We start from the raw sequence: 24,116 nt of genomic DNA, 5'->3' as shown, positions 1-24,116 counted from the left end.
AAATAAAATATGCAGCCAAGAATTTTAGCCAAGTTGTCGAATGCGGGTGGAGTTGGCAAAACAACTTTGGCAGTAAACTTAGCTTATGAAGCTAGCTTGCGCGGACATAGCGTAGGTATTATAGATTTAGATCAAAATCACAGCATTGAAGAGTTTGTGGGAACAGAACCCCAACAAGATCCTACAAAAACTTCCCTCGCGCTTTTTGACTCTAACTTCAAAGGAGACTATCCTTTTATTTCTCCTATTTTGGGAACTGATAAAATTGGCTTAATTCAAGGTCATCCTGATATCGAGCATTTAAAAGAGGTACTTTCTAAAAAAAGACGAAGGGAATATATTTTACAAAAAATATTTTCTTCTTATCCTCTTAACTTCGATTTAATAATTATCGACCTTCCTGGAGGATACGACATTCTTACAGAAAATGTAGTTGTTGCTAGCACTGATATTTTGATCCCCGTCAATGTGGGCGTTAAAACCTTTAGCGTTCCAGACCTTGTAGAAAGAATCCTACAAAGCTTTGAAGAGCTAGAACTCAGTCCCCCACCTAAAATTTTGGGGCTACTTCCCAATCAATATGATAATAAGTCTTCTAGCGATCGCATGGTACTTAAAGCCCTCAAAGATGTAGCAAAAGAGCTAAAACTGAAGATATATCCAGCAATTCGGTATTGGCTAAATCTTAAGAGGGCTGCCATTGAAGGTAAATCTCTAAAACAGTTGAGGTCTACCGATTCTATGAATATAATTTTTTCTGAGATTATTGACGATATATTTTCTAAATAGACTATGGCTAAAACAAATGTGTCGGAACGGATGAAATCGCGCTTTACYAAGACCGCCGAGCTAAAAGGTCAACATGATTTGATTGAAGATCTTAGGCGACAAATTGAAGATTTAAAGCAAAACCAACCACTTGCTCCTTCGCAATCTTCAAGAAAATTTTTAGTCGATATTAAAAATATTCGCCCTAGCAATCAATCTCGTCAAACCTTTACTCAAAAAATGATTGCAGAGCGAATGGAATCGCTAAGAACTCAAGGTCAACTTTCTCCTCTTGTTTTGTTTCCCTTAGAAGGAGAAATAACAAACAACTATGCTATTGAAGATGGAGAATTGACTTGGAGAGCCGCGTCTGCTTTGGTCGAACAAGGAGAAGACGATTGGCAASAACTTACAGCATCTTTATCAAACGCTAAATCTGAATCTGAACTCCACTTTCGCTCTTTACTACATCATTTACATAAAGAGACTCTTAATACTCTCGATCGCATCGACTCGGTAATGATGGAAATTGAGGATAAATGCCAGATAGATTCTGACACTGCTTTTAAAGCACTCAATAATATCGCCTACAAAATAAAAAAGAATCCTCAGCTTGGCGAAATAATAGAGCAATCAACAAAATCAGAAGTTTTGAGAGAAAACGAGACAGTTTTACGGGAATTTTCGCAAGAACAAGTATCAATTCTTACTTTGTTGTCTTTAYTGCAAATAGATTTTAAATCGTTTATAAAAACAGATCTTGCGTTTTATCCAGTTCCAGAAGATCTCAAAGTTGCGGTACGTATGAAAGAAATGCCATGTAGTCATATTCTTCCTCTCAGCAAATTAAAACAAAAATATCTGCCCAATAAAGCAGAATGCGAAATCCGCTCTATCAGAGACAARGCAGTTGAAAAAGTGCTTGAAGAAAAGTTAAGTTTTATTCAAACAAAGTCTTTAGTGAAAAACATTCTGCTGGAGCATTCTGGCAAAAAAACAGAAAAGTCCTCTGTAAAACAACTTAAAAAGATTCAAAAGCAAATAGACGGTTTAAAACTTCAAGATTTTTCGCAGGATGAACTAATGGCTCTTAAAGATACTGTTAAAGTTTGTTTGACTGAAATCGAACAGATGCTTTCATGAGTTTTTACCTGAACGTCCAGGTAAAATGTTAAATGAAACTTAATGTGGGTAGAGCGGTAATTTAGAGCTTGCTGAGGTTGCTAATGGCTCGGCTTTTTCACTTTCACAATTTTGGCTTTGAAACATTATGTATCAAATTGAACTGTGGCAGCGTTCGTTTTGGCAAAAAAATACTCGGTTTTATACGGTCGAACTCTGTCAAAATCTTTTTGGCGATTGGATTGTCAAAAAAACCTGGGGTAGTGCTGTAAGTTTAGATTTCGGTCGTTCTAACTCGGTAGTTTGTTCCGACTATCAATGTGGATTGGAAGAGTACCAAAAACAGCAGATTCGTCGTCAAGTGCGTGGTTATGAATTTTTAAGCATTTGAGTCGCTTTTATTAAATATTTCGAGCGAGAATTTTAAAGCCATCATAGAAGTTTTCTGATGGCACGAGTTCAAAGTTGCCAAATAGTAAAGAAATGAAAACTTGAGCCGTAGATAGATCGGTAGCTCTAACAATCTGAATTAAGGTGTTAACTTGAGGATTACCTCTCAGACATTCTGCTACTTTGTCTATCCAAGCATTGATATTTTCATCGTAAGCCAGGGAACTAACCTCCGAACTTATTTTCTCTAAACTATATTTTTCTATGGCTTCGCCAGATGTTAAAGCTTGAATTGCGACCGACGATTCGCGTTGGTATTCTGCTCTGACTTTGGGTTGGAGATATTTTTTAAAGAAATTAGTGCTAATGCTTCGTTGTGTCAAAGAAGCTAAAAATAGACTAAAGCTACTATCTATTTTGGTGTCGGTTAGCTCTATTTCTGGTTGTAGAGAATCTTCTAAGGCTGCTTCTGCTCGTGCCAGAATACTTAGACTACCCTGGTAAAACAACTCACCCGATTGGCGTAGTTTGATTTCATCTGGCAACCGAGATGAATTAATTAAGTTAACTTGTTGAATGATACTGCCAAATGAGTAGTTCACAATACTTCAGTTCAAATTCTTGTTGCTTAATAATTGATTTTGCATTCGGGACAATCAGTTGGATTTAGCCAATAAATTAAACCAAAACAATCTATGCCATATTCTGTTTCCAAATAAGCCAAAAGTTTTTGAATATAATCTTCTAATTCAGGTTGTCTGAGTCCTTGGGTGTGCTGGGGTGACATTTGATGTGATAGTTTCTTACCCTGATAGATTTTAAGTGCGATTGCGTGAACGAACTGATTTTCTTTGCCATATATTTCTAATTCTGCTCGATAGGCTTCGGGTAGTATTGGCTCTAGTGTTTCGATACCTTTGGCTCTAGCAGAATTTTGACGACGCTTAGCATTTACCTGACTCCGATTTCTCAACCGATAGCGTTTGTAATAGCAAAGACGCTCTTTAGCAACATAACATTCTGGATGCTTGGTCTGTGCCTCTGCTTCGGTGACATAGTTCCTGGCGCAGTAAACGCATTTGGAATCGGCTTTTCTTCCCACAATTTAATCAATCAGCAAAAATATCTGTAAAATCTACTATCAATTTTGGTAAGACATCTTCCCCAGACAAACTACCAGGATTATCTAAAACTTCCTTTTCCTGTCCCTGACGATATATTTCTACCTGCTTCTCATCAGGGCAAATTAACCAACCCAACTTGACTCCGCAATTAATATACTCGTTCATTTTATTGCGTAGCTCATCCAAGTCATCGGTAGGGGACATTAACTCGATGATAAAATCGGGATCGATAGGAGCAAATTTACGCTGCTGCGCTTTGGGTATGGCTAGCCATCGATTTATCTCAATCCAGCTTACGTCAGGAGAACGTGTAGCCCCATTAGACAATTTAAAACCTGTAGAAGAATCAAATATTTTGCCCAATTTGTGTTGACGATTCCAAATCCCGATCTGGATTAAAAGATCTGAATTTTTTTCACCTGTTAGGCTACCTGTTGGCGACATAATAATTAGTTCCCCTGATGGAGTAGTCTCAAATCTCGCCTCTGGATTATCCGCACAAAGCTGTTCGAGTTGGGTATCGCTGATTCGGTCGGTAAAAGTAGCCAAATTTATTGCTGTCATGATTTTTTCAACTTATGCGTTAACCGACAATTAAAGTAATTTTAGCATCGGCTGACGTTCCCAGTTAATTTTTGCATAACAATTGCATAACAGTTGTGGCTTGTAGAAATACTAAGCATCTACAGTGCATATACAGAAACAATTACAGAAACAAAAGTTTTAATTTAACATCTTATTAGGACACTAATCGGAGGTTAAATAAAATGTACGTATATCTTCCGCATATAGAATAAAATAGTAAAGTAATGTATCGCTCTTTTAGTTATGTCAGCTTCATCAAAAGATAGTCGTATCGATTTAAGAGTCACGGCCGAACAGAAAGCATTGTTGGAAAAAGCAGCTTCTCAATTAGGAGTATCCTTGAGTGCCTATACCTTGCTACATTTATTACCCCAGGCACAAAAAGATCTAGAAGAGCGAGAAAAACTTATTTTGACAGATCGCGATCGCGACTTATTTCTGTCTGCTATGGCTAATCCGCCCAAATTACAAGGGAAGTTAAAGTCAGCCATAGCAGAATATCGAAATAAATATGAATGATTTTTGGAAATTCATACCTTTGGAGAAGAAACACAATCGTAAAAATTTTGATTGTGGCAATTGGGAGTTAAATGAATATCTGAAGCGATATGCTAGACAGAACGATAAGTCGGGGATAAATAAAACTTTTGTTGCTGTCAAGTCAGATACGCCCGTGATTATTGATGGTTATTACACAATCAGTTCTAGCACGATTGATTTTCAATCTTTACCAGAAGAGAAAAGGCGAAAGCTGCCTGCTTATCCCTTACCAGCAGCATTGATTGGTCGAGATTGGCTGTAGATATTTCTTGTCAGGGAGAGGGATTGGGAACGGAACTATTAGTCAATGCACTCTGGAGAATAGTCAGAGCCTCATCAGAGATTGGTATTTATGCAGTAAGAGTAGATGCCATTGATGAGAGGGCTAAACAATTCTATCTCAAGCATGAATTTATTCCTTTTCAGGATAGTCCCCTATCGTTATTTCTGCCGTTGAAAATTATTAAACAAGAGTTTGGCTTATGAAAATTGAGATTGTTCCAGTAGCAGAAACCAGATTAAATAATACAGGGAAAAAAAGCGCACCGCCACGCAACGCGAATGCGTTGCCAGTCTCGCAAAGCGAGACGATGGGGCGAATGCCCCGTCTGAGGTTTCCTCAGCGTATAGGACGGAGCAAGGAAGAACCAGCTATAGTTGTCCCTAAAACGAAAACCACTGACCTAGAAGACATTTTTGCCCGATTCCTAATGATGGAAGTAGGAGATGGTGCAGCGTCCTCTGATACCATTCGTAACTACCTGTCTCAAACCAAGCAGTATTTAAATTGGTGTGGAGATAATTTACTTTCGCCCACCGAGGCAGAGGCAGAAGATATTAGGGAATACCGTCAATATTTGGTTCAATCGGGATACGCTAACTCGACCATTGCTACCAAACTCAACATTATTAGAATCTTCTACAAAGCAGCACAAACTCATGGGCTGATTGGCAATAATCCCGCTCAAAAGATTAAAGCTCCCAAGGACAGAAAAGATCCTGCCGCTCAGATTACCTTTATGGAGGCAGAGGAATTGAAATATCTACTCGACCATCTACAGTCTCAATTAGAGCGGGCGAGGACGAATAAAGACAGACTGAGCTTGTTGCGCGATCGCCTTTTGATTGGCATTATGAGCTTAGAAGGATGCAGAACGGTTGAAATGCACCAACTAAAAGTATCAGATATCGTCAGGCAGGGTATTAAAACAGGATTACAAGTATCTGCTAAACGCAGTAGCAGAATCGTCCCTCTAACTGAAAATTTGACAACTCAGCTAGAAGATTATCTTCAGTTGAGACGCAAAGTTCTTAGAAGAAAAATCAAGCCTACAGATTATGTTTTTGTCTCGCTTAGTAACAACAATAAAGGAGGTCAATTATCCAGACGCAGTATTCGGGAGATATGCGATCGCGCTTTGATTGAATGCAATCTCAAACATACACCTGGTAGAACTCTTACCGCCCATAGTTTAAGACATACTGCCGGTACGCTGGCACTGAGAACTGGTTCGGACTTGAGACAGGTGCAAGATTTGCTGGGTCATGCCGATCCCAGAACTACTTCGATTTATGCTCATGTCGGCGATCGCTGGGAACATAATCCAGGAGCTAATATTGAAGACAAACTTAATCTTCAGGATAAAAAGTAATAGCAGTTATTTTTGTCAATAATTTAATTTACTCAATCCAAACTAACGTTACAAAGATTAATTTCCACAATAAGTACTGTAGCCGTAGGGACTGACAACTACTGGTACGTGATAGTGTTCTTCTGGATCTTCTACATCAAAAACATCGAGTACGTGAGTAGAAATTCTCTCTGCATAGACTGCTGTAGAGAAAAGAGAGAAAATCATACCTGCTGACAAGCTTTGAATCAAGTTACGCATTTTGTTACCTTACACATTCGATCTTCTGCTAATGAACTAGAAGTCTACACCATATGCCGAACTTAAATTTCTGCTCATTTCAATAAACTTGTCTGTAGTCCAAGAATCAGACCTTTGACTCGATTTAGCGTTGTCTAATCCAGGGCAGTAAGCTTGACCTAAGTTTTGGCTTAAGTTGACAAGTGTTTGATTAGTCCAATTTCTATTGTGGCGAGTTGCTTTGCTAATAATAGTCATATTTACCTCCGTTTTGTAGCGAAATATACGTTTCGTATATACTTAGATATTAGCGTGCATTACTCGTAATAGTAAAGATGGTAACATCCGAACTTCGATTGTCAGACGGATTGTTCATTGTTCACTAATTCGTCCACTTTCTGCAATTCTTTTAATCGCTCCTGCTAAAGGTACGGCTAAAATTAAACCTAGAATCCCGCCTAATTTAGCCCCTAACAACAAAGAAATAATAATCCAAATAGGGTTAAGCCCGACCAAACTACCAAAAATACGCGGTGCGAGAGTATTATCGATCGCCTGGTCGATAACAATTGCTACTACTAAAACTTCTATTCCTAACCCAACACTTCTAAGTCCCATCAATAAACTAACGCTAAGGATGCCTAAAATATCTCCTAAAGGAACTAGTACTAAAGCCCCAATTGCCAGACCAAATAGTAAACCAAAGGGTACTTTGAGCAATAAAAATGCTGTAGTAATACTGACACTCATTAAAAGAGCGATTGTAGCTTGACCGATAAAATAATTTTCAAAGCTTTGTTTGAGAGATGACTCAACCCGATCGCCCCAATCATCGGGCAACCATTGCCAAATTCCCGCCCAAAAGCGATTGCCATGAATTAAGAAATAGAAAGTCAATACTACTGTTATTAAAAGTTCTAAACTGCTGTCAAATACTCCAATTAAAAAATTGATGACGTAGCTGGGTAAAGCCCTTACTTCGGTAGCAAAACGTTCTTCTAGTTGAACGATCGAAGCGGTAACATCGAAGGGCAGATTTTTGTCAGTTGCCCAAATTTTCCAAGCCTGTAACTGTGCCTGTCCAGAATCGATCCAGCTTGGTAGGCGACGGGGAAATTCGTATAGCTGTTGTAGTAGTGCGGGAAGTAAAGTAAAAGTTATAGTACCTAAAATTATTAGTGCCAACAAAAATACCAGGGCGATCGCATAACCGCGTTTAAATTTCCAAGACACGAGTAATTTCACGGGATAATTCAACAAAAAGGCAAGTAGTGCTGCTGTTATTATCAAAACCAGCGTCGGTTGCAAATAGCGAAATATGGGAAATAAAAAATAACCGTTGACCACAATGAACGTGATTAACGATCCCCAATACAGCCAGCGTGGAAACTTGCTTTCAAACATCATTACTATAAATAATATTAATTTTCGATTATTCCATTATTTCGGGAAATATGTTTGTTTTTTAGACGATCGCGCATCATTTCAGCTTCTTCTAAATCTCGCTGTGCTTGAAGCTGTCGTAGAGCTTCTTGAGTTGTCCCGACAATCAGCCCTCCAGTGCCACAGATTAACATATAAGTCTGTTCTAGATTTTGATAGTTTTTGCTGGTATAGGGAGACTCGACAATCTTTGCCAGTACTAAGCCAATGCCGACACCAAGTGCTGCGGTTACTGCTCCAGCAAACCAAATTTTACGTTGGTTCATTGTTTTCGTTTTGTGTGAATTTGCTGCGTTAAGAGGTTAATAGTTCGTAGCTTTTAGCTTTAGCTTCGTTTAAACTGGATTTTCACCTTGAAAGCGAGTTGAAGCAGGAGTATCAGCGCGATCGCTCTCTACATTTTCGACACCTTTTACACGACCGTTATATTTAGGATCGTCATCATTGCCTTTCGGTGGTTTGTTGTTGAGGAATTTGGCTTCCAAGCCTTTAATAACCACATAGAGAACGGGTACGATTTAAAAGCTTAATATTGTAGATACCAGCAGTCCGCCTACCAGAGCCGTTCCAATTGAGCGACGGGAAGCAGAACCAGCACCAGAAGCAATTACCAAGGGGAAGAAACCAACTAAAGAAGATACCGCAGTCATCAAGATGGGACGAAAACGTTCTTTGGCAGCCTCTTGCGCCGATTTAACAATGGAAACTCCTGTCTCCCGCGTTTGGTTGGCAAGTTCCACGATCAAGATGGCGTTTTTACTGGCAAGACCAATCAACATTACTAGTGCTACCTGAACGTAAACGTTGTTATCTAATCCTCCCAATGCCACAAAAGATAAAGCTCCCAAGATTGCCAAAGGAACGGTTAAGAGAATGATTAGGGGATCGATATAGCTTTCGTACTGCGCCGAAAGAGTTAGAAAGACCATGATGATACCAAAAAGGAACACCAAAGCCCCTAAACTACCAGCAGCCAGTTCTTCTTTAGCCAAACCGATCCAATCTCCAGTCACCCCAGGTAAAGACGCTTCTGCTACTGCTTCATCAATCACTGCGATCGCCCGACCACTGGAAGAATCTTCGGATGCTGACCCTTGAATTTTAATCGAGCGATTGCCGTTGTAGTGATAAATAATCTGCGGTCCGACAATACGAGAAACTGTGGCTATTTCACCCAGAGGAATCATCTGTCCGACCCGCGACTGTACGTATAGGCTCTCTAGGTCATCGGGGGAGTTGCGATATTCGCTTTCAGCCTGCAAGTATACTCGATAGCTGCGTCCTTCTAGAGTAAAATCATTAATATATTGCGAACCGATAAAAGCACCAATGGTTTGGAGTGCCGACTGAAAATCAACATTTAAAGCTTCTAACTGGTCGCGATTGATGTCCACTTTTAGTTGAGGTGTACTGGCTGTAAACTGAGTAAAAGCCGAGCCAACCGCAGGTGATTGATTTGCTTGAGCGATAATTTCTTGGGCATTTGCTAGAAAATCATCGATACCTAAACTACCTCCACTTTGATTTTGTAACTGCATTTCGATACCTCCAGTCGAGCTAAACCCAGGAATTGGCGGTAGATTAAATGCAGCAATAGTAGCGTCTTGGTTTACGTAAAATTTTTGGTTTAGCTGTTCGATTACGCTCTCTACGGTTTGGTCCCGCTCATCCCAGGACTTGAGTTTGGCAAAGAACACCCCTTTATTAGGACCAGCACCTTCTAAACCAACACCACTGGCAACAAAATAATCTTCTATTTCGGGAGTATTTTCAAAAGTCTCGGAGACAAATTCGGTTACTCGACTCGTATAGCTTAAGGATACTCCATCAGGAGCCTGTACGATCCCCAACATAACCCCCTGATCCTCTGGAGGGACAAAGCCACCAGGTACGGCTTTTAATACCATATAGGTGGCAAACAGACCCAAAACAAACAAGCCAATTACAATGTAGCGAATGCGGATGAGAAATTTAACGAAAGCCGTGTATCGGTCTATAATCCAACTCAAGAACCGATTGAATGGCGTAAATATTTTATCTAAAAATCCTTTTTTACCATTTTCTGACTGTCTTTGTTTTGGAGAACGCAGCAAAATCGCCGACATAGCGGGAGTAAAAGTTAGGGCGTTAAAGGTTGACACCGCCACAGAAAAAGCAATAATTAAAGCAAATTGTTGATAGAGTATTCCAGTTGTTCCTGGAAAAAATGCCACGGGAATAAATACTGCCATTAGCACTACAGATGTAGAGAGAACTGCTCCCGCAATCTCATCCATCGTTGCCAAAGATGCCTTTCTCGGTGTCATTCCCTCCTCAATCTTGGCGGTAATTGCTTCGACAATAACGATCGCATCGTCTACAACCAATCCTGTTGCCAGAATTAAGCCAAACAGGGTCAAACTGTTAAGAGAAAATCCAAAGACAAAGGCAAATCCTAAAGCCCCGATTAACGATACGGGAATTGCCACGGCGGGAATAACGGTGGTGCGCCAATCTTGTAGAAAGACAAAGATGATGATGATGACTAGAGCGATCGCCTGAAGCAAGGTAGTAAAAACCTCTTGGATCGATACCTGGACAAACTCAGTGGTGTCATAAACCAACGATGTAACCATACCTGGGGGAAAATTGTTACTCAATTCCTCCATAGCATCTTTAACGTTGTTACCGACATCCAAGGCATTACTTCCAGGAAGCTGCGATATGGCAATCCCAACTCCCTGCTGTCCATTAACGCTAGCATTTTGTCCGTAGTTTTCCGCTCCCAGTTCTGCATAGCCCACATCCCGCAAACGCACTACAGCCCCACTGTCTAAAGTTTTTACCACCAAATTTTCAAACTCATCTGCATCTTGAAGGCGACCTTGAATTTGAACTGGTAGTTCGTATTCTTGTTGTCCTGTAATAGGTTCTTGTCCGATAGAACCCGCACCCACTACCACATTTTGCGATCGCACAGCCTGAGCCACATCCAGGGCGGTTAATCCTCTAGCTGCTAAATCTTGGGGATTGAGCCAAATCCGCATCGCATTTTGTTTTGCCCCAAATATGGTAACGTCTCCTACCCCATTTATTCGTTTTAAAACATCAGTAATGTTGGCATCGACATAATTACTAATAAAAATGCTGTCGTATGCTCCTGCTTCACTATAAACGCCGAAGATCAGCAAAATGCTAGTAGATGCTGCTTGAGTAGTAACTCCTAGTTGTTGAACGGGAGTGGGCAATTGCGGTAAAGCTTGAGCAACACGATTTTGGACGTTTACTTGAGCAATATCTTTATCAGTGCCAGTGGGGAAATAAACGGAAATGCTGCTAGTACCAGCATAGCTTTGAGAGGTTGAGTAATCCATTCCTGGGACACCGTTAATTTGCTCTTCCAAAATCGTGGTAACGGTATCTTCAACGGTTTCTATATCCGCCCCTGTATAGGAACTTGACACTTCAATTTGCACGGGAGAAACATCGGGCAGGTAGTTAATTGGCAGTAGGGGAATACAAACTCCTCCCACCAGGACAATAACAATAGTACAAACTGTAGTGAGGACGGGGCGTTTGATAAAGTTTGTGGCGATCGAGAATAAAGCCATAGTCAGTTCATATATTTGGAGTTTTTTTGTTTTGAAAGCTATTAGCTATTAGCATGAACGCTATTAGCTATTCTTAATCAAAAAGTAAAATGATATTACTTATTACCTGTTACTCAGAAGCGGTACTAGAACTTGTTTGGGATTCAGGTTGAATGGGCGCACCATCTCGGAGTTTTTGAATATTTGAGACGGCGATGCGATCGCCACTTTCTAGCCCCAAAACGACCTGATAACTATTATCTTGAAGATCTCCCAACTCTACGGGGGTCAGGCTAACTACCTCTTGACCGTTTTCGTTTGTTTCGCTAACCTGATAGACAAATTCCTTTCCTCCCGTGCGAGAAATTGCCCCAGTGGGAACTAAAATTCCTGGCTCGGTGACCCAAATCAGACGCGCCTGTACGTATTGTCCATCGCGCAATTTTTCCGTTACATTATTAAAACGCGCTCTTGCCAAAATTGTTTGGTTCTCTTGGTCAACCGTAGGCGAGATAAAGGTTATTTCACCTGTAGATAATTTGTCTTTGCTAGTAGGATCGAGCAAATCTACTTCCAGACCTGGTTCGAGTTGGTTTGCCCGACTCGAAGGGACTCGAACATTTAAAAACAAATTATCTAATTGGGCTATTTTTGCCACTACCGACTGACCAGCACTGACATAAGCTCCCTCTTTCACGGGTAGATCGTCCATAATTCCAGATATTGGAGCTTTAACTGTCTTATAACCCACACTCACCGAAGCTGACTCTGCCTGTGCTTGTGCCTGGCGAATATTCGTTTGTGCCTGATTGACTTTAACTTCGGCTTCGGAAACCTCTTGTTCTGCACTAATTAAATTGTTTTTTGCTGCTTCGGCTTTCTGTAATGTTTCGTCTAAGCGAATTTGTGCTATTCCTCCTTCTTCGGCTAGCTTCTGGACTCGCGGTACATATTTACTAACCAAGTCGTATTCAGCTTGGGCGCTATCCCGTTTGGCTTTAGCGATATCTAGTTGTTTGAGAGCGTTTTGATAATCGTCTTCCGTTATATTTACCCGTTCTAAAGCTGCTTGATAGTTTGGCGCGCTTTCATCAGGTTCTAATTCCATAATCGTTTGTCCCGCTTCAACTCGCTCTCCAGCTTCTACTAGAATGCTGGCAATGCGACCTTGGATTTGGGGACTTACCTCAACGATTTTCACCGCTTCTAAGTTACCGACAAATAATGAGCGATCGCTAATGGTATCGGACTGTAATTCTACTACTCGAACGGGTATCGCCCTTGGTTCAGCATTTGCCTCGGCATCGGCTTTGACATCGGAACTAGAATTGCAGGCAGTACTTAAAAATGAAATGGAAAGAGTTGCCCCTATTAGCATAGGAGACAACCGCCTTTTGATAGTCGATTTGACTTTCATAAAAAATTAGGATAGTTCAAACATTAATACTTTTTCTGAATATTTTTTAACCGCTTATGTTCTATGATTAGCGTAAATAGAGCGATTAAATCGTAGTGTTAATAAATATTTTTTTAGGCGCGAATTAAGCAGGGGTAGTTTTTAAGGCAAAGCGAGCGTATTGCATCCATGCATTTAAAATATGCTTGGCGATGCCAGATTAGCGGTAATAAGTGCGATCTGTAGCTAAGAGCGCGTAATCACAAGTTTAATTAACGATAATAAGTAACCCCACGATATTTTAGTTTTACTTTCTGTTGAGATTTTAGAGCTTTATTTCTCTCAATTTGTAAAGTTAAATCCCAACAGCGATTGAGTTCTTTACTGTCCAAACACCAACAAGCTTCTAAAAATTCTCGTTTATGGTCGTACCAAAAGGCGATCGGATCGAAAACCGCATTCGCTCTAGGTTTATTTATTAACTGTTTAATATATTTTATCCAAGGAAACTTAGGATTAACACTTACTTCAAAAGAATTTCCGCGATAAATAATCCCTGACTTTGTTGTATATACTGATGCTAAATAATTTTGTTTATTTTCTTCGTACTGTCTTCCGCGATAAGTTAGTTTCATTTTCTTCACCTCTATTGTTGTGTCGATTTGAGGTGCGTTCCTTCAGGATATTGAAATAGTTCCCTACTTCCGTCTTTTCTTTAACTCGTAGAAAAGATGAACGATGTTAGAGTTTTATTCTCTATTCTCCGCCCTTGTAATCTCTGAGTTATAAGGCTTGATAGCATTTCTACTTTCTACTGCTTTTTCCAGAAAGACAACAATGCTCGAATAAGAGTTAAAACAATTGACTACGGTTGTTTTGTCCCCTTCGACAAAACAGTTAAAAGCACTATGGAAATTGCTTTTAAGCTGATGGTAGGTATTGTCAGAGAACTGACGTGAGTACATAGTGGTGTCTTCGTCTAACACTTTGTATCGCCATTTCCAAAAATTTCTGGAAATCTCATTTACTAAATTCATAAGCTAGATTCCTGTTAATATTCCATAGATTCAGAGTAAAAGAAAACTTATGAGGAACTTATGAGGAGTATAAAGATATCTTTGAACTTAACTATTAGTTAATTTTTTGGAGCAAGTGCGAGAAAAGGTTATTGGCGATTGCCGTACCTAATAAAATTAAGCCACAGCCAAAGATAATTGATGAAGTGACAGGCTCATGTAAAATTGTACTACCCCAAATTACACCGAACACGGGGATGAGATATGCCACTGTTAATGCTTTTGTCGAACCTACCTTTTTAATCAGCCGATAATAAAGAGCATATGCCAGTGCTGTCGAAAATAGAGCAAGTGCTAATACCGCGAGCATAACAGTCGGTGTAGGAATTGTCTTTGGTACTGTAAATGGTAAGACTGGTAGTAGAAATATAGCTGCACTCAGTAAGCTTACAGTTGTAATTACCAGAGGAGGAACCCCAGATAGTTGACGTTGGCTGTAGGGCGCAGCAGTTGCATAGGAAAATGCAGCCAGTAAACCAGCAGCGATCGCTAATAAAGTAAATGGCGTTGTCTCAAACGTTCTCATTCCCACCAGTATCGTGACTCCAGCAAATCCTAAGATCGAACCACCCATTCGATTGAGGGTTAATTTTTCTCTCAACCAAACAGCAGCTACCACCGTACCAAATAGAGGCGATGTTGCATCTAAAATAGTTGTAAACCCAACAGGTAAAAATATAGATGCAAAAGCGAATAGTAATAGTGGTAACGCTGAATTAATACAGCCAACGACAAATAAGGGAATTAGTTTCTGACGAGCCTTCCCCCAAAGTTTCGAGCGAATGAGAAATGGCAGTAAGGCTAACCCTGCCAATAATACTCTCATTTCAGCTAACCAAACTGGACCTAATACGGGCGCAGCAATTCGCATCAATAAGAACGAACCACTCCACAATGCAGCTATTAAAAGGAGTTCGATAATATCAGAAATTCTCATTTATCGATCTAGTTAATAATTAATTTTGAAAATTATTAGTAGTTAAGTTATCATTACCCGAAGCATCTAAAAGGGTGTCATTGTCATATCCACCAATAATACTGTTGTTGCCTTTACCACCATCAAGAAAATCTTCGTCGCTTGCACTATCAAGAAAATCATTACCAGCACCACCGTGAAGCTCTTCGCTGTCATCATTTCCATGAAAACTGTCATCGTCCATACTGTTGATAAAGATATCATCCCCGTCACCGCCATTTAGGGTATCCTTACCGTCTCCTGCTAATGCTAGAGCATCATTATCTTCATCTCCATCGATATTGATAAGTAAAGTATCGTTGTCTGCACTACTGTTATAGATATCGACAAAATAAGTTTTAATAGCAATTTCAAGAGTAAAACCGCTACTATCCATTTCTAATTCTTTATTATCTGCTGTATTTTCCATAATCTGTCTATCTTATTCGTTTATGATTTTTGACTATTTTTTCAATAGTTTTGATAATATCCCACATTCCGCAGGTAGCTTAGCAGAGTAGATAATATTTTCGACAAGGAGAGCCAAAAAACTGAAGAATACGACTTCGTTCTGAAGTCAAATTGCTAATCTGCTTGAGTTGAGCAAAGTGAACTAGATGAATGGACATAAAACATTGAAATATCCAGCGCAGTGTAGGTGTAGTAGTGGGTTTACCTAATTGATTGGCAACAGTAGCTTGGGCTTGAGCTAGAGAATTGCGTAAAGCTCTTTGTCCGATGCTGTAGACTAAAAGACACAAGCCCATAACCATAGCCAATGCAGCTACTCGCTTTTGAGACTTAAGAAAAACACTACTGGTAAAAAACAATGGATCTTTGAGAAAGCGAAAACCACGTTCGGGCGATTGTTGTGCTTTATATTCAACCAATAACTCGGAATTACTAATAAGTTTGGCATCCAAAACATTGGTAGCCAAAATAAATCTTCCTGCACGTTGCTTTTCTGTAGCGATCGCTAGTTGATTAGAACTGAGACGAGCTTTAATCTGGTAATAGCTGTTGGTTGGCTTTTGATATTTACTGGGTCTACCAGAGTGTTTATATTCAGAACGTTCGACTATCTCTAAATCAGCCAGTTGATGCCATCTTAATTGGCGTTCAAAATCTCTTGCTGCTTGGAGTGCATCTGGAAGACCGAGCAAATCTTTGTCGGCATAATTGGTTGAGTTTAGTTTGAGCCGAATCAAGGCTTTTGGCTACCTGCTGTTCCAATTGCTTGAGAGCAGCTTCTTGTCTGGCTTGACTTTCGACGACTAGCCAACGCTGTGGAATACCAGCATAATTGCTACAGCATTCAGCAACGGCATATCCCTCTACTGCGCTACTGACTAAAGCTTCGTCATTAATACTTAACAGTTGTCGAGCATCACTCAGGGWGGCTGGCACTCTCGACAACCATCTCAAAGATTTCATTTGTTGTAAATTTTGTTTGCTGTACAGAGCCGCATCAGCGACAAACAGCGCGTCTACATTCCATGAGGCGCGAAATTCTCGGAGAATTTGAGCAAAAATAGCACGGTCTGATTCATTCCCATCTGCTACTCGCAAATACAGTGGCGCATCACCATCTCCGCTACAGATTAAATCGACCATAAATTGTTTTAAGTCTGGTCTATGATCTCTCGAATAGCCGTATTGGATTTTGATTGCTGTAGATTCAGTCTCTTCATCAGATTCAGCATATTCGCCATCAACATGAAACGAACTCGAATCGAGATGCAAACTTTTTCTGTCTACATTCATGTTTTTTGCCGCAGCTAGAGCCACCGTTACGAAAACTTGGGTTAAACCTGCTTCAAACAGTTTGTCTAGTACTCTGCCCAAGCAATCATCGTTTAAATGTTCTGGATAGATTCCTGTTCCCAGTAAATGTTCTGTAGCTTTACCTGCAAAGAATTTATCGAACAAGTAGAGGGGCGCACTGACCATTCCCAGACCATTGATAATCATCGCCTTAACTGCTTGACCTGGAGTCACTATTTGTTGATGATGTACTCCTATAATTTGGTTGATTTGTTCGACTAAACCAATTTGGTCAACTATTCCTGCGATAATGCCGTAGTGATTGAGATCTTGTACTTGGATTTCTGAAGTAGATGATGTCATGGTTTAAAAATACCATCTACTCCTCATTTACCTGCGGAATGTCGGTAATATGTTTTCACTTTGTCCCCAAAGAGATATCCCTCTTCGGGACAAAGTGCGAAGTTCCGTGATGCGGTTGCCCTAAAGGACTTTCTGCGGGGCGCAAAGCGAGTCTCCAAGTCTCCAAGTCCAATAACAGGTGCAATGCCCAAATATCCAAATATTTAGTAAATAAGCTAACTAAGCATTATCTGTAATTCTGCCGTAGAAGTTGCCTTTGATTTTGATTTCTTGTGGTTCTCCTGCACCCAAATCTGTCGCAGAAAACTGTTCGCTTTCAAATACTCCAGCAATTTCTCCCGTATCGCTATCAATTTTGGTGATGTTCAAAGACATTTTACCTTTGCTAGAAACAAACTCTTTAACGTTGGAGAATTTTGGATCGTCGGCGCGTCCTGGTAAGGCTACAGCGTGGTCGTAACCTCTAGCAAAACTACGTCCTTTAGGATCGAGAAATACTGCTCCGCGATAGGAAGGAACGTGGAATTCACCTTCAAAGTCAGTTGAAGTATTAATGCTATCGGCACTAGCTACAGTAGTTCCTTGGAACTGCTTGACTGTAAACAGCAAAGCAACCTCTTCGCCACCAGGCAAAAGAATTGTAACTGGTTGAAAATCGATTCCATCAATCTCGGTAAAGGTTAGAGTCCCATCATCGTTGGTGTCAATAGTTCCCTGAATCTGGTCGAGACTGGAGGTATATCTAGTTAACAGCTTCCCTTCAATAAACTCGGCTTTTTGACGCTTACTGACAGGTTCTTCTTTAACAAAGAATTGTCTGGGTTCAATACACATATCTTGAACTGCATATTGTTTGCCAGCTTCAATAGGAATCGTACCACGGCTGCTATCGGGCAATGTTAAACAAGAGTTAGCCAGTCCTGTATTTACAATGTCGTCGTAGCTTAAGTCTCTTTTATCTAAGTCACCAGAATTACTACAGGCAGTTAGGACTGTCAAACTTAAAGCAAGGAAGTAGGCAATAATTGCATGGTTTTTCATAATTAACTTCATTTTGTCAATTTTTTAATTTGTCATCAAACGCAAAGAATGCCGCGCATAGGCTATTTTTATTTCCTATAGCATCCTTTGATTGAATAAGAGTAGGAAGGAGTCTTCTGAGAGTGACAGACACCCTTTGACCTCGTATATAAAAGTTTACAAAAAAGCTTATGAGGAATTTATGAGTTAGAAACTCAACAATATTTTCACTTTTTATTTCTGGCGATCGCGTCAAATTTTTTTTACATTGTTAAAGAGACAAAAGCTGAGATAATGAAATTCGCTAAAGAAAAAATGCGATCTGAGCTATGCGATCGCGCAAAGATTTGAAGCAAAAATGATTCCAAGGTTCTACCAACAAAAAGTTTTAACCTCAATATTGAGCGCTAGATATGCAACTTATAGAATCGCGCTGTTGAGTCTTGTTGCTAGTTTAGGAGTAGTATCCACAGTATTAAAACCTAAGCCCAGCTTAGGAGCAGAACGTATTAGTTTTTCTCTCCCAGTCTTTGGTGAGTTTCACCTTTCTGTAGATTCATTAGAAGTTTTTGCCAATGAGGGAAAGATTACTAATGAATTTGATTTTTATGCCAAACGGTTAGATCCAGAAACTCTAGCCCAACTGCGTGAATTATTACAGCAGCAGTTTGAAATTAGTCCTATTACCATCTATAGGCTAACTAATACTCCTTTGGGCGAACGGTTTCTCAGACAGATGGGAAAAGTAGTTTATACTCATCCCGAACGTAACGGTATTTATGCCATTCGCGCTGCCATAATTTTGGCTGCATCTGACTCGGAAGGTTTGACAGCAATTAATTTGATGCGCCAATTTCCTACCGAAGAGATTCAGCTTAATACCAAGCTAATTTTATCCTTAGTTAAGGAAACAAATAATTTTTTAGCCTATACTGATTCTACTGTTAAAGCCATAGCTCAAATAGCCGATCGAGAAATTGCTCAACCATCTCAGGTCGATTTCGATCGCTTACCAGATGTGCGCCAGAAAATAGTTTTTTAAATCTGGTTTTAAAAATTATTTTTTAAAGCGAATTTGAATACCTTACTTACGACTGTTGTAAAAAACTGCCTGTGATTTTGTTATCGCTCGTGAATAGAATTTACCTATTTCTATAGTTATGAATACAGAAGCAATAGGCGCAATCGCTATCTTCGTGCTGCTGTTTGGTTCGATTTTCCGCAGGTTAGAAAAAAGCGTTATTACTCCGCCGATGGCTTATGTTGTCTATGGTTTACTGATTAGTTCTGCTGCTTTAGGGTTAATACAGTCGGTCGAGATCGACAATGAAGTGATTAGAGTTTTAGCCGAAATTACCCTAGCATTAGTTTTATTTACCGATGCGTCACGGATTCAATTAAAACTATTGCGGAGAGAGTATAATCTACCCCTGCGCTTACTCGGTTTGGGTTTACCAATTACAATCGCTTTGGGTACAATATTTGCCCTATTATTATTTCCCTCTTTAAATATTTGGGAGGCTGCGGTACTAGCTACCATTTTGACCCCTACAGATGCAGCACTGGAGCGAATTGGTATGGAGATCGCCTGGACGATAAGCAAGAGACTAAAGATCGAATGCAGAACACAAATCAGTTCCCGAAATGGCGGTTCGTATACCCTGGCGACAGTAATCGTTTGAATTTAGAAAAAATTAATAAATTGATAACATAGTCAAATATTTTTACTGTTCCAAGTTTAGTTAAGATGACGTTAAGAAAAATCTAATGTCTTATTAACAAAAAAAGGAGATAAAAATGAAAAAATCAGATTTTTTATATCCTCGACATTCTTATCACGGAGAAGTTCAACCAGAAAATCTGGTTTTCAACGCTAATCTACAAGAATTTTCTACACGGGTTAACTATATCTGCGGGCTAGCAACGAACGGGAAACTATCTTCCCAAAACGCTTATCAACAGATTAAGGCAAATTGGAAACAGTTAAAACAATCGAAAAAGCAGCTTTGTATTCGATCTGCTTCTGACAACGTTGAATAAATTGGTAAATGCTTAAGATAGGAACGAGGGTTAGAGTGCATTATCCTGACTATGTGGCTGGTCTTAGAGGAAAGCTTATCGCTCAAGAAAATTTAGGTCGCTGGATAGTGAGGTTAGAGAAAAACTTGGCTAATCCCAGCCAAACGCTGCTGCTGTCTTTAGAAGCCTCTGATTTTGAAGTGCTAGATTCTCATAGCCCTTAATCTCACTTTTCCCTAAGATGCTATTTAGCAAAAAGCTTTAACATCCTCACCAAAATATTTCATCACAATGGAAAAATGGCAAAAATTATACCAAGCTACCCTCCGCAAACTGGCTCGCTTTTAGCTAAGAATCTATCCCAGAATTGCTTCGTTAATTGCCACCATTGGATTCTTCGGACTAGTTAGCTGCCTGCTGATTATTTACGTCTTGTCCGAACTTTCAGAAGAGGTTTTAGAGCGAGAAGCTTTTGCTTTTGACAAAACGATTCTGCTAGAAATCCATTCCTTTGCTAACCCAACTCTCGATCGCATTATGTTAGGGATTACGCATTTAGGAGATCCAGTTACTGTAGGGACTATTGCGGGAGTTACCCTGACAATACTATGGTGGCGACGTTATCGCACGGAAGCGAAAATTTTTATCGTCAATTGTATCGGAGGGGTCATTCTCAGTGATGGACTAAAGCTGGCTTTTAACAAATCCCGTCCTCAGCTTTGGGATTCGCTAATTTCTGAAGAAACCTATAGTTACCCTAGCGGTCATGCTTTAGGTTCGATGGTACTGTATGGGTTCATCGCTAATTTATTAGCCGCTCGCTATCCTCAGTTTGTCAAGGTTATTTATATCTTGGCAACTATCATCATTGGGGCGATCGGTTTGAGTCGGCTGTATCTGGGTGTTCACTGGCCGACGGATGTAATTGCTGGTTATGGAGTTGGGTTTTTATGGATTACTTTGTGTATTACGATGCTGAATTTACAAAAACTAGGAACTAAAAGTCGTAAACAGTAGTTCATCAGCGTCGGCAAAATTTAACAAGTAGGTGCGAGTAGCGAGCGCGCTTATCTTGCAAAGTTCTTGACGTTCTCTAGATAGGTTTAAACCGTTCGATTATCGGGAGAACCAAAATCTTTGAAACGCCGTAAATTTCTCATCTCATCTTTAGGAGGGCTAGGATTAGTCTTAGGAGGTCATCAATATTTAGTCGCTCGGCACCCCTTAACTTTTAAAAGCTGTTCCAAGATCGCCTCGGCAACATCTACATCTTTGTGGCGTTTTGCAGCAATCGCCGATTTCGGTACGGGAGATGCAAACCAGTATCTAGTTGCTAAAACAATGAGTTGTTATGGCGAGCGCAATCCCTTTCCTTTAGTTCTGATGGCAGGAGATAATATTTACGAGCATGGAGAAATAGAAAAAATCGATACAACTTTTGAAATTCCCTATCGAGAACTTCTTCAGCAGGACGTAAAATTTTACGCAGCCCTCGGCAATCATGATATCCGCACCAACAACGGAGAGGATCAAATTCGCTACGCGGGTTTTAATATGAACGGTCGCTACTATACCTTCACCCGCCAACCAGTTCAATTTTTCGCTCTCGATACGAACTCAGAAGCACCTTGGCAAGAGCAATTAGATTGGCTCGAACGAGAATTAGCCAACGCCCAACAGCCTTGGAAAGTGGTTTTCGGACATCATCAAATCTATGCTTCGGGTAAGCGAGGAGTAGCTCGAGAACTAGCTGAAAAATTAATTCCTCTCCTATCTCGCTATGGTGTTCAACTTTATATTAATGGACACGAACATCACTATGAAAGAACCAAACCAATAGAAGGTACGACTTATTTAACCTGCGGTATCGGTGCTAAACTGCGTGAGGTAGGAAAGTCAGATTGGACGGCTTATAGTGTTTCTAGATTGGGTTTTGCCGTCGTGGAAGTATATCGCGACCGCTTAGAAATTTTAGGAATAGGTACTGACGGAAAAGTATTCGATCGCGGTAAAATTGCCCTCAACTCAATTTGAGAGAAATTAGATTAAATGTTATGCGAATTTTATTAGTAGAAGACGACGATCGCATTGCTAAACCCCTAGCAGAAGGTTTAAAAAACGAATATCACGTCGTTGAAATCGCTGGAGATGGCGTTGAGGGATGGGAGTACGCCCAGGCGAGCGCTTACGATCTAATTTTGTTAGATCTAATGTTGCCCAAACTAGATGGCATTAGCCTTTGCAAAAAGCTACGGGAAGCTAAATCTCCAGCACTAATTTTAATGCTAACGGCTAAAGATACTACTGACGATAAAGTAATTGGCTTGGATGCTGGTGCAGATGACTACCTGGTAAAACCATTCAAACTTAAGGAATTAGCAGCTAGAATCAGAGCCTTAGCTCGCAGAAGCCCAGAAACTCAACCCCCGATTTTGAGCTATGGCAACCTCAAGCTCGCTCCGAGTACGGCAGAAGTCACCTATGGAGACAATTTATTGTCTTTAACCCCCAAAGAGTACCTAATCTTAGAATACTTTTTACGCCATCCCCGACAAATTATCACGCGAGCGGTAATTCTCGATCGCCTTTGGGAATTCGATAACTCATCGATGGAAGGTACAATCAAGACCCATATTACTAACCTACGTCGCAAACTAAAAGCTGCTGGAGGTTCGGGTTCTGAGATCGAAACGGTTTATGGCATTGGCTATCGTTTGAGTTCCAATAAATGCTAAATGAGTTGACTGACTTCAAAAAAATTAGAACTCGCATTTTTCTATCTAATTTATTAGCTTTTGCTATTGTTATCACTGGATTTGCAGGGGCTGTTAGATTTGTCTTCGTGCGAAACTTGAGACAACAACTAACAGAGCGACTGACTGCTTTGGGACAAGGCGCAGCAGCAGGTGCAGAACTTGAGGAGGGAGAGCTAGATTTAGAAGCAGAGTTTCAAGAACGAGAACTATTAGAACGCCGTCAAGCTTTACAGGTATTTGACCTTCGTGGTCATTTGCTCGAACAGCAAGGTGAAGATACGACAACTTTACCTTTCGACTCCGAGCTAACAGTGCAGATTCAGTCCCAAGCACCACCAGTTCAGGCGGTGACTTTACCCATTTTTGATAGTGATAATAGACAATTGATTGGCTATCTTCGTGTCAGTCAATCTCTCAAACAGTTCGAGCGAACCATTCGTCAATTAGATTACGGCTTTGGCTTTGGTGCGCTTGTGGCACTGCTTTTAGGTTGCACTGGGTCAACTTGGCTTAACCGACAGGTAATGCAGCCAATTGAGGAAAGTATCAAGCGTTTAAAACAGTTTACTGCCGATGCCTCTCACGAACTACGAAGTCCGCTAATGGTAATTAGTACTAATACCGAAGTTGCCTTAACTTATCCCCAAGGGATGCGAACCAGCGATGAAGAAAAATTTCAGGCGATCGCTTCTGCTACTAACCAAATGTCTCAGCTAACAGAAGATTTATTGCTGCTAGCCCGAACCGATAACATTGCCGATTTTGAGCGTAAGAGGCTCGATCTCTCGGTGTTACTAGCAGATTTAGTTCACCTGTATCGAGTTCAAGCACGAGCAAAGCAAATTGAACTTAAGACCGAAATTGCAAGTAATCTAGAGCTAATTGGGGATGAAGCCAAACTAACGCGAGTTTTTACTAATTTAATTCAAAACGCGCTTCAGTATACCTTAGAAGGTGGAAACATAGAAATTTTTGCCAATCGCCACGGTCGAGAGCTTCGAGTAACGGTGACAGATACGGGAATCGGTATCGAGCGCGAATATTTAGACAAGATTTTTGAGCGGTTGTGGCGCGGCGATCGCTCTCGTTCTTACGTTCGGGCTGGCTCTGGTTTGGGGTTAGCTATTGCCAGGGCGATCGTTCAAAATCACGGTGGCGTAATTACCGTTACCAGTCAGATTGGAGTTGGCAGTTGTTTTCAAGTTTGCCTCCCAGCTACACACACGAGCGTAAATTCTACTTAATTAAGGAACGATGGTAATAACGAGCAGAGCCAAGAGTAGGAATCTCAGATAGAGGAATCCATTGTGTGTTTGGGCTAGATATCAACGCGCTCGGCTCTAGCGCAATCGCAG

Annotated in this window: 29 protein-coding genes, 1 pseudogene and 1 riboswitch; of the genes and pseudogenes, 15 read left to right on the top strand and 15 right to left on the bottom strand. The window is 40.4% G+C overall.

What is annotated here, in order from left to right; translation table 11 throughout:
• Positions 1 to 9: 9 nt before the first annotated feature.
• The 3 genes from KV40_RS23940 to KV40_RS23930 all read left to right on the top strand — a co-directional run bounded on the left by KV40_RS23940 (position 10) and on the right by KV40_RS23930 (position 2,281).
• Positions 10 to 789 carry a ParA family protein gene (locus KV40_RS23940; RefSeq protein WP_036486670.1) on the top strand — a complete coding sequence of 260 codons (780 nt, stop codon included), beginning with the start codon at positions 10 to 12 and terminating at the stop codon, positions 787 to 789.
• A 3-nt stretch (positions 790 to 792) separates the two neighbouring features.
• Positions 793 to 1,911: a ParB N-terminal domain-containing protein gene (locus KV40_RS23935; protein WP_156114152.1), complete on the top strand. Its 1,119-nt coding sequence runs from the start codon at positions 793 to 795 to the stop codon at positions 1,909 to 1,911.
• A 127-nt stretch (positions 1,912 to 2,038) separates the two neighbouring features.
• Positions 2,039 to 2,281, top strand: a complete 243-nt coding sequence (locus tag KV40_RS23930) for a hypothetical protein (RefSeq protein ID WP_036486668.1) — start codon at positions 2,039 to 2,041, stop codon at positions 2,279 to 2,281.
• A gap of 10 nt (positions 2,282 to 2,291) precedes the next feature.
• On the opposite strand, the gene KV40_RS23925 is transcribed toward KV40_RS23930, so the two are convergent.
• The 3 genes from KV40_RS23925 to KV40_RS23915 are packed head-to-tail and all read right to left on the bottom strand — an operon-like array spanning position 2,292 to position 3,968.
• The gene (locus KV40_RS23925; protein WP_036486667.1) at positions 2,292 to 2,882 is read right to left on the bottom strand and encodes a hypothetical protein; all 591 of its coding nucleotides are present in this window, start codon (positions 2,880 to 2,882) and stop codon (positions 2,292 to 2,294) included.
• 26 nt (positions 2,883 to 2,908) lie between these two features.
• Positions 2,909 to 3,382, bottom strand: a complete 474-nt coding sequence (locus KV40_RS23920) for a hypothetical protein (protein WP_036486666.1) — start codon at positions 3,380 to 3,382, stop codon at positions 2,909 to 2,911.
• A 7-nt stretch (positions 3,383 to 3,389) separates the two neighbouring features.
• Complete coding sequence (locus KV40_RS23915) at positions 3,390 to 3,968, bottom strand: Uma2 family endonuclease (RefSeq protein WP_036486665.1); 579 nt, start codon at positions 3,966 to 3,968, stop codon at positions 3,390 to 3,392.
• Between the two features lie 264 nt (positions 3,969 to 4,232).
• On the opposite strand from KV40_RS23915, the gene KV40_RS23910 reads away from it, so the two are divergent.
• From KV40_RS23910 to KV40_RS23900, 4 genes are read left to right on the top strand one after another with little or no spacing between them, the layout of a single operon-like run.
• The gene (locus tag KV40_RS23910; protein ID WP_036486664.1) at positions 4,233 to 4,508 is read left to right on the top strand and encodes a DUF1778 domain-containing protein; all 276 of its coding nucleotides are present in this window, start codon (positions 4,233 to 4,235) and stop codon (positions 4,506 to 4,508) included.
• Entirely contained in the window at positions 4,501 to 4,791 is a 291-nt protein-coding gene (locus tag KV40_RS36355; protein ID WP_216595697.1) for a hypothetical protein, read from the top strand. Before KV40_RS23910 ends, KV40_RS36355 begins: the two co-directional genes overlap by 8 nt.
• Positions 4,782 to 5,015 carry a GNAT family N-acetyltransferase gene (locus tag KV40_RS36350; RefSeq protein WP_216595696.1) on the top strand — a complete coding sequence of 78 codons (234 nt, stop codon included), beginning with the start codon at positions 4,782 to 4,784 and terminating at the stop codon, positions 5,013 to 5,015. The genes KV40_RS36355 and KV40_RS36350 overlap by 10 nt, the downstream gene beginning before the upstream one ends.
• The gene (locus KV40_RS23900; protein WP_305727906.1) at positions 5,012 to 6,181 is read left to right on the top strand and encodes a tyrosine-type recombinase/integrase; all 1,170 of its coding nucleotides are present in this window, start codon (positions 5,012 to 5,014) and stop codon (positions 6,179 to 6,181) included. The genes KV40_RS36350 and KV40_RS23900 overlap by 4 nt, the downstream gene beginning before the upstream one ends.
• Positions 6,182 to 6,238: 57 nt before the next feature.
• On the opposite strand, the gene KV40_RS23895 is transcribed toward KV40_RS23900, so the two are convergent.
• The 12 genes and pseudogenes from KV40_RS23895 to KV40_RS23845 form a co-directional block, all read right to left on the bottom strand.
• On the bottom strand, positions 6,239 to 6,421 hold the full coding sequence (locus KV40_RS23895) for a hydroxyisourate hydrolase (RefSeq protein ID WP_052055889.1): 183 nt from the start codon (positions 6,419 to 6,421) through the stop codon (positions 6,239 to 6,241).
• A 36-nt stretch (positions 6,422 to 6,457) separates the two neighbouring features.
• Complete coding sequence (locus tag KV40_RS23890; protein ID WP_036486663.1) at positions 6,458 to 6,658, bottom strand: hypothetical protein; 201 nt, start codon at positions 6,656 to 6,658, stop codon at positions 6,458 to 6,460.
• A 114-nt stretch (positions 6,659 to 6,772) separates the two neighbouring features.
• On the bottom strand, positions 6,773 to 7,804 hold the full coding sequence (locus KV40_RS23885; RefSeq protein WP_253274371.1) for an AI-2E family transporter: 1,032 nt from the start codon (positions 7,802 to 7,804) through the stop codon (positions 6,773 to 6,775).
• 17 nt (positions 7,805 to 7,821) lie between these two features.
• Positions 7,822 to 8,109 (bottom strand): hypothetical protein, encoded by a 288-nt coding sequence (locus tag KV40_RS23880; protein ID WP_216595695.1) that lies wholly within the window; start codon positions 8,107 to 8,109, stop codon positions 7,822 to 7,824.
• A gap of 69 nt (positions 8,110 to 8,178) precedes the next feature.
• The gene (locus KV40_RS36345) at positions 8,179 to 8,343 is read right to left on the bottom strand and encodes a hypothetical protein (RefSeq protein WP_216595694.1); all 165 of its coding nucleotides are present in this window, start codon (positions 8,341 to 8,343) and stop codon (positions 8,179 to 8,181) included.
• Between the two features lie 18 nt (positions 8,344 to 8,361).
• Positions 8,362 to 11,433 (bottom strand): efflux RND transporter permease subunit, encoded by a 3,072-nt coding sequence (locus KV40_RS23875; RefSeq protein WP_216595693.1) that lies wholly within the window; start codon positions 11,431 to 11,433, stop codon positions 8,362 to 8,364.
• A 109-nt stretch (positions 11,434 to 11,542) separates the two neighbouring features.
• Positions 11,543 to 12,829 carry an efflux RND transporter periplasmic adaptor subunit gene (locus KV40_RS23870; RefSeq protein WP_036486660.1) on the bottom strand — a complete coding sequence of 429 codons (1,287 nt, stop codon included), beginning with the start codon at positions 12,827 to 12,829 and terminating at the stop codon, positions 11,543 to 11,545.
• A 251-nt stretch (positions 12,830 to 13,080) separates the two neighbouring features.
• Positions 13,081 to 13,443 (bottom strand): DUF4278 domain-containing protein, encoded by a 363-nt coding sequence (locus KV40_RS23865; protein WP_036486658.1) that lies wholly within the window; start codon positions 13,441 to 13,443, stop codon positions 13,081 to 13,083.
• A gap of 31 nt (positions 13,444 to 13,474) precedes the next feature.
• A riboswitch (Glutamine riboswitch) is annotated at positions 13,475 to 13,548 on the bottom strand.
• A gap of 391 nt (positions 13,549 to 13,939) precedes the next feature.
• On the bottom strand, positions 13,940 to 14,821 hold the full coding sequence (locus tag KV40_RS23860) for a DMT family transporter (protein ID WP_036486656.1): 882 nt from the start codon (positions 14,819 to 14,821) through the stop codon (positions 13,940 to 13,942).
• A gap of 19 nt (positions 14,822 to 14,840) precedes the next feature.
• Complete coding sequence (locus KV40_RS23855; RefSeq protein WP_036486654.1) at positions 14,841 to 15,269, bottom strand: calcium-binding protein; 429 nt, start codon at positions 15,267 to 15,269, stop codon at positions 14,841 to 14,843.
• 79 nt (positions 15,270 to 15,348) lie between these two features.
• Positions 15,349 to 16,966 (bottom strand): annotated as a pseudogene (locus tag KV40_RS23850) (IS1634 family transposase).
• Positions 16,967 to 17,185: 219 nt separating this feature from the next.
• On the bottom strand, positions 17,186 to 18,007 hold the full coding sequence (locus KV40_RS23845) for a photosystem II manganese-stabilizing polypeptide (RefSeq protein ID WP_036486652.1): 822 nt from the start codon (positions 18,005 to 18,007) through the stop codon (positions 17,186 to 17,188).
• A 415-nt stretch (positions 18,008 to 18,422) separates the two neighbouring features.
• Here KV40_RS23845 and KV40_RS23840 point away from each other — a divergent pair, with 415 nt between their 5' ends.
• The 8 genes from KV40_RS23840 (at position 18,423) to KV40_RS23805 (ending at position 24,005) form a co-directional block, all read left to right on the top strand.
• On the top strand, positions 18,423 to 19,028 hold the full coding sequence (locus KV40_RS23840) for an alpha/beta hydrolase (protein WP_253274369.1): 606 nt from the start codon (positions 18,423 to 18,425) through the stop codon (positions 19,026 to 19,028).
• A 118-nt stretch (positions 19,029 to 19,146) separates the two neighbouring features.
• Complete coding sequence (locus tag KV40_RS23835) at positions 19,147 to 19,668, top strand: cation:proton antiporter (protein WP_052055886.1); 522 nt, start codon at positions 19,147 to 19,149, stop codon at positions 19,666 to 19,668.
• 115 nt (positions 19,669 to 19,783) lie between these two features.
• On the top strand, positions 19,784 to 20,026 hold the full coding sequence (locus tag KV40_RS23830; RefSeq protein WP_036486650.1) for a hypothetical protein: 243 nt from the start codon (positions 19,784 to 19,786) through the stop codon (positions 20,024 to 20,026).
• A gap of 8 nt (positions 20,027 to 20,034) precedes the next feature.
• Complete coding sequence (locus KV40_RS23825) at positions 20,035 to 20,229, top strand: hypothetical protein (protein WP_036486649.1); 195 nt, start codon at positions 20,035 to 20,037, stop codon at positions 20,227 to 20,229.
• A 130-nt stretch (positions 20,230 to 20,359) separates the two neighbouring features.
• A complete protein-coding gene (locus KV40_RS23820) occupies positions 20,360 to 21,022 on the top strand; it encodes a phosphatase PAP2 family protein (protein ID WP_371260827.1) in 663 nt (220 codons plus the stop codon).
• A 120-nt stretch (positions 21,023 to 21,142) separates the two neighbouring features.
• On the top strand, positions 21,143 to 22,039 hold the full coding sequence (locus KV40_RS23815) for a metallophosphoesterase (protein WP_036486647.1): 897 nt from the start codon (positions 21,143 to 21,145) through the stop codon (positions 22,037 to 22,039).
• 20 nt (positions 22,040 to 22,059) lie between these two features.
• The gene (locus KV40_RS23810) at positions 22,060 to 22,740 is read left to right on the top strand and encodes a response regulator transcription factor (protein WP_036486721.1); all 681 of its coding nucleotides are present in this window, start codon (positions 22,060 to 22,062) and stop codon (positions 22,738 to 22,740) included.
• 5 nt (positions 22,741 to 22,745) lie between these two features.
• Complete coding sequence (locus KV40_RS23805; RefSeq protein ID WP_253274368.1) at positions 22,746 to 24,005, top strand: cell wall metabolism sensor histidine kinase WalK; 1,260 nt, start codon at positions 22,746 to 22,748, stop codon at positions 24,003 to 24,005.
• Positions 24,006 to 24,116 lie beyond the last annotated feature (111 nt).

It is taken from the genome of Myxosarcina sp. GI1, assembly GCF_000756305.1.
Taxonomy (GTDB): domain Bacteria; phylum Cyanobacteriota; class Cyanobacteriia; order Cyanobacteriales; family Xenococcaceae; genus Myxosarcina.
Note: the sequence above shows the minus strand (reverse complement) of the source record. Positions and strands in the feature narration are given on the sequence as shown.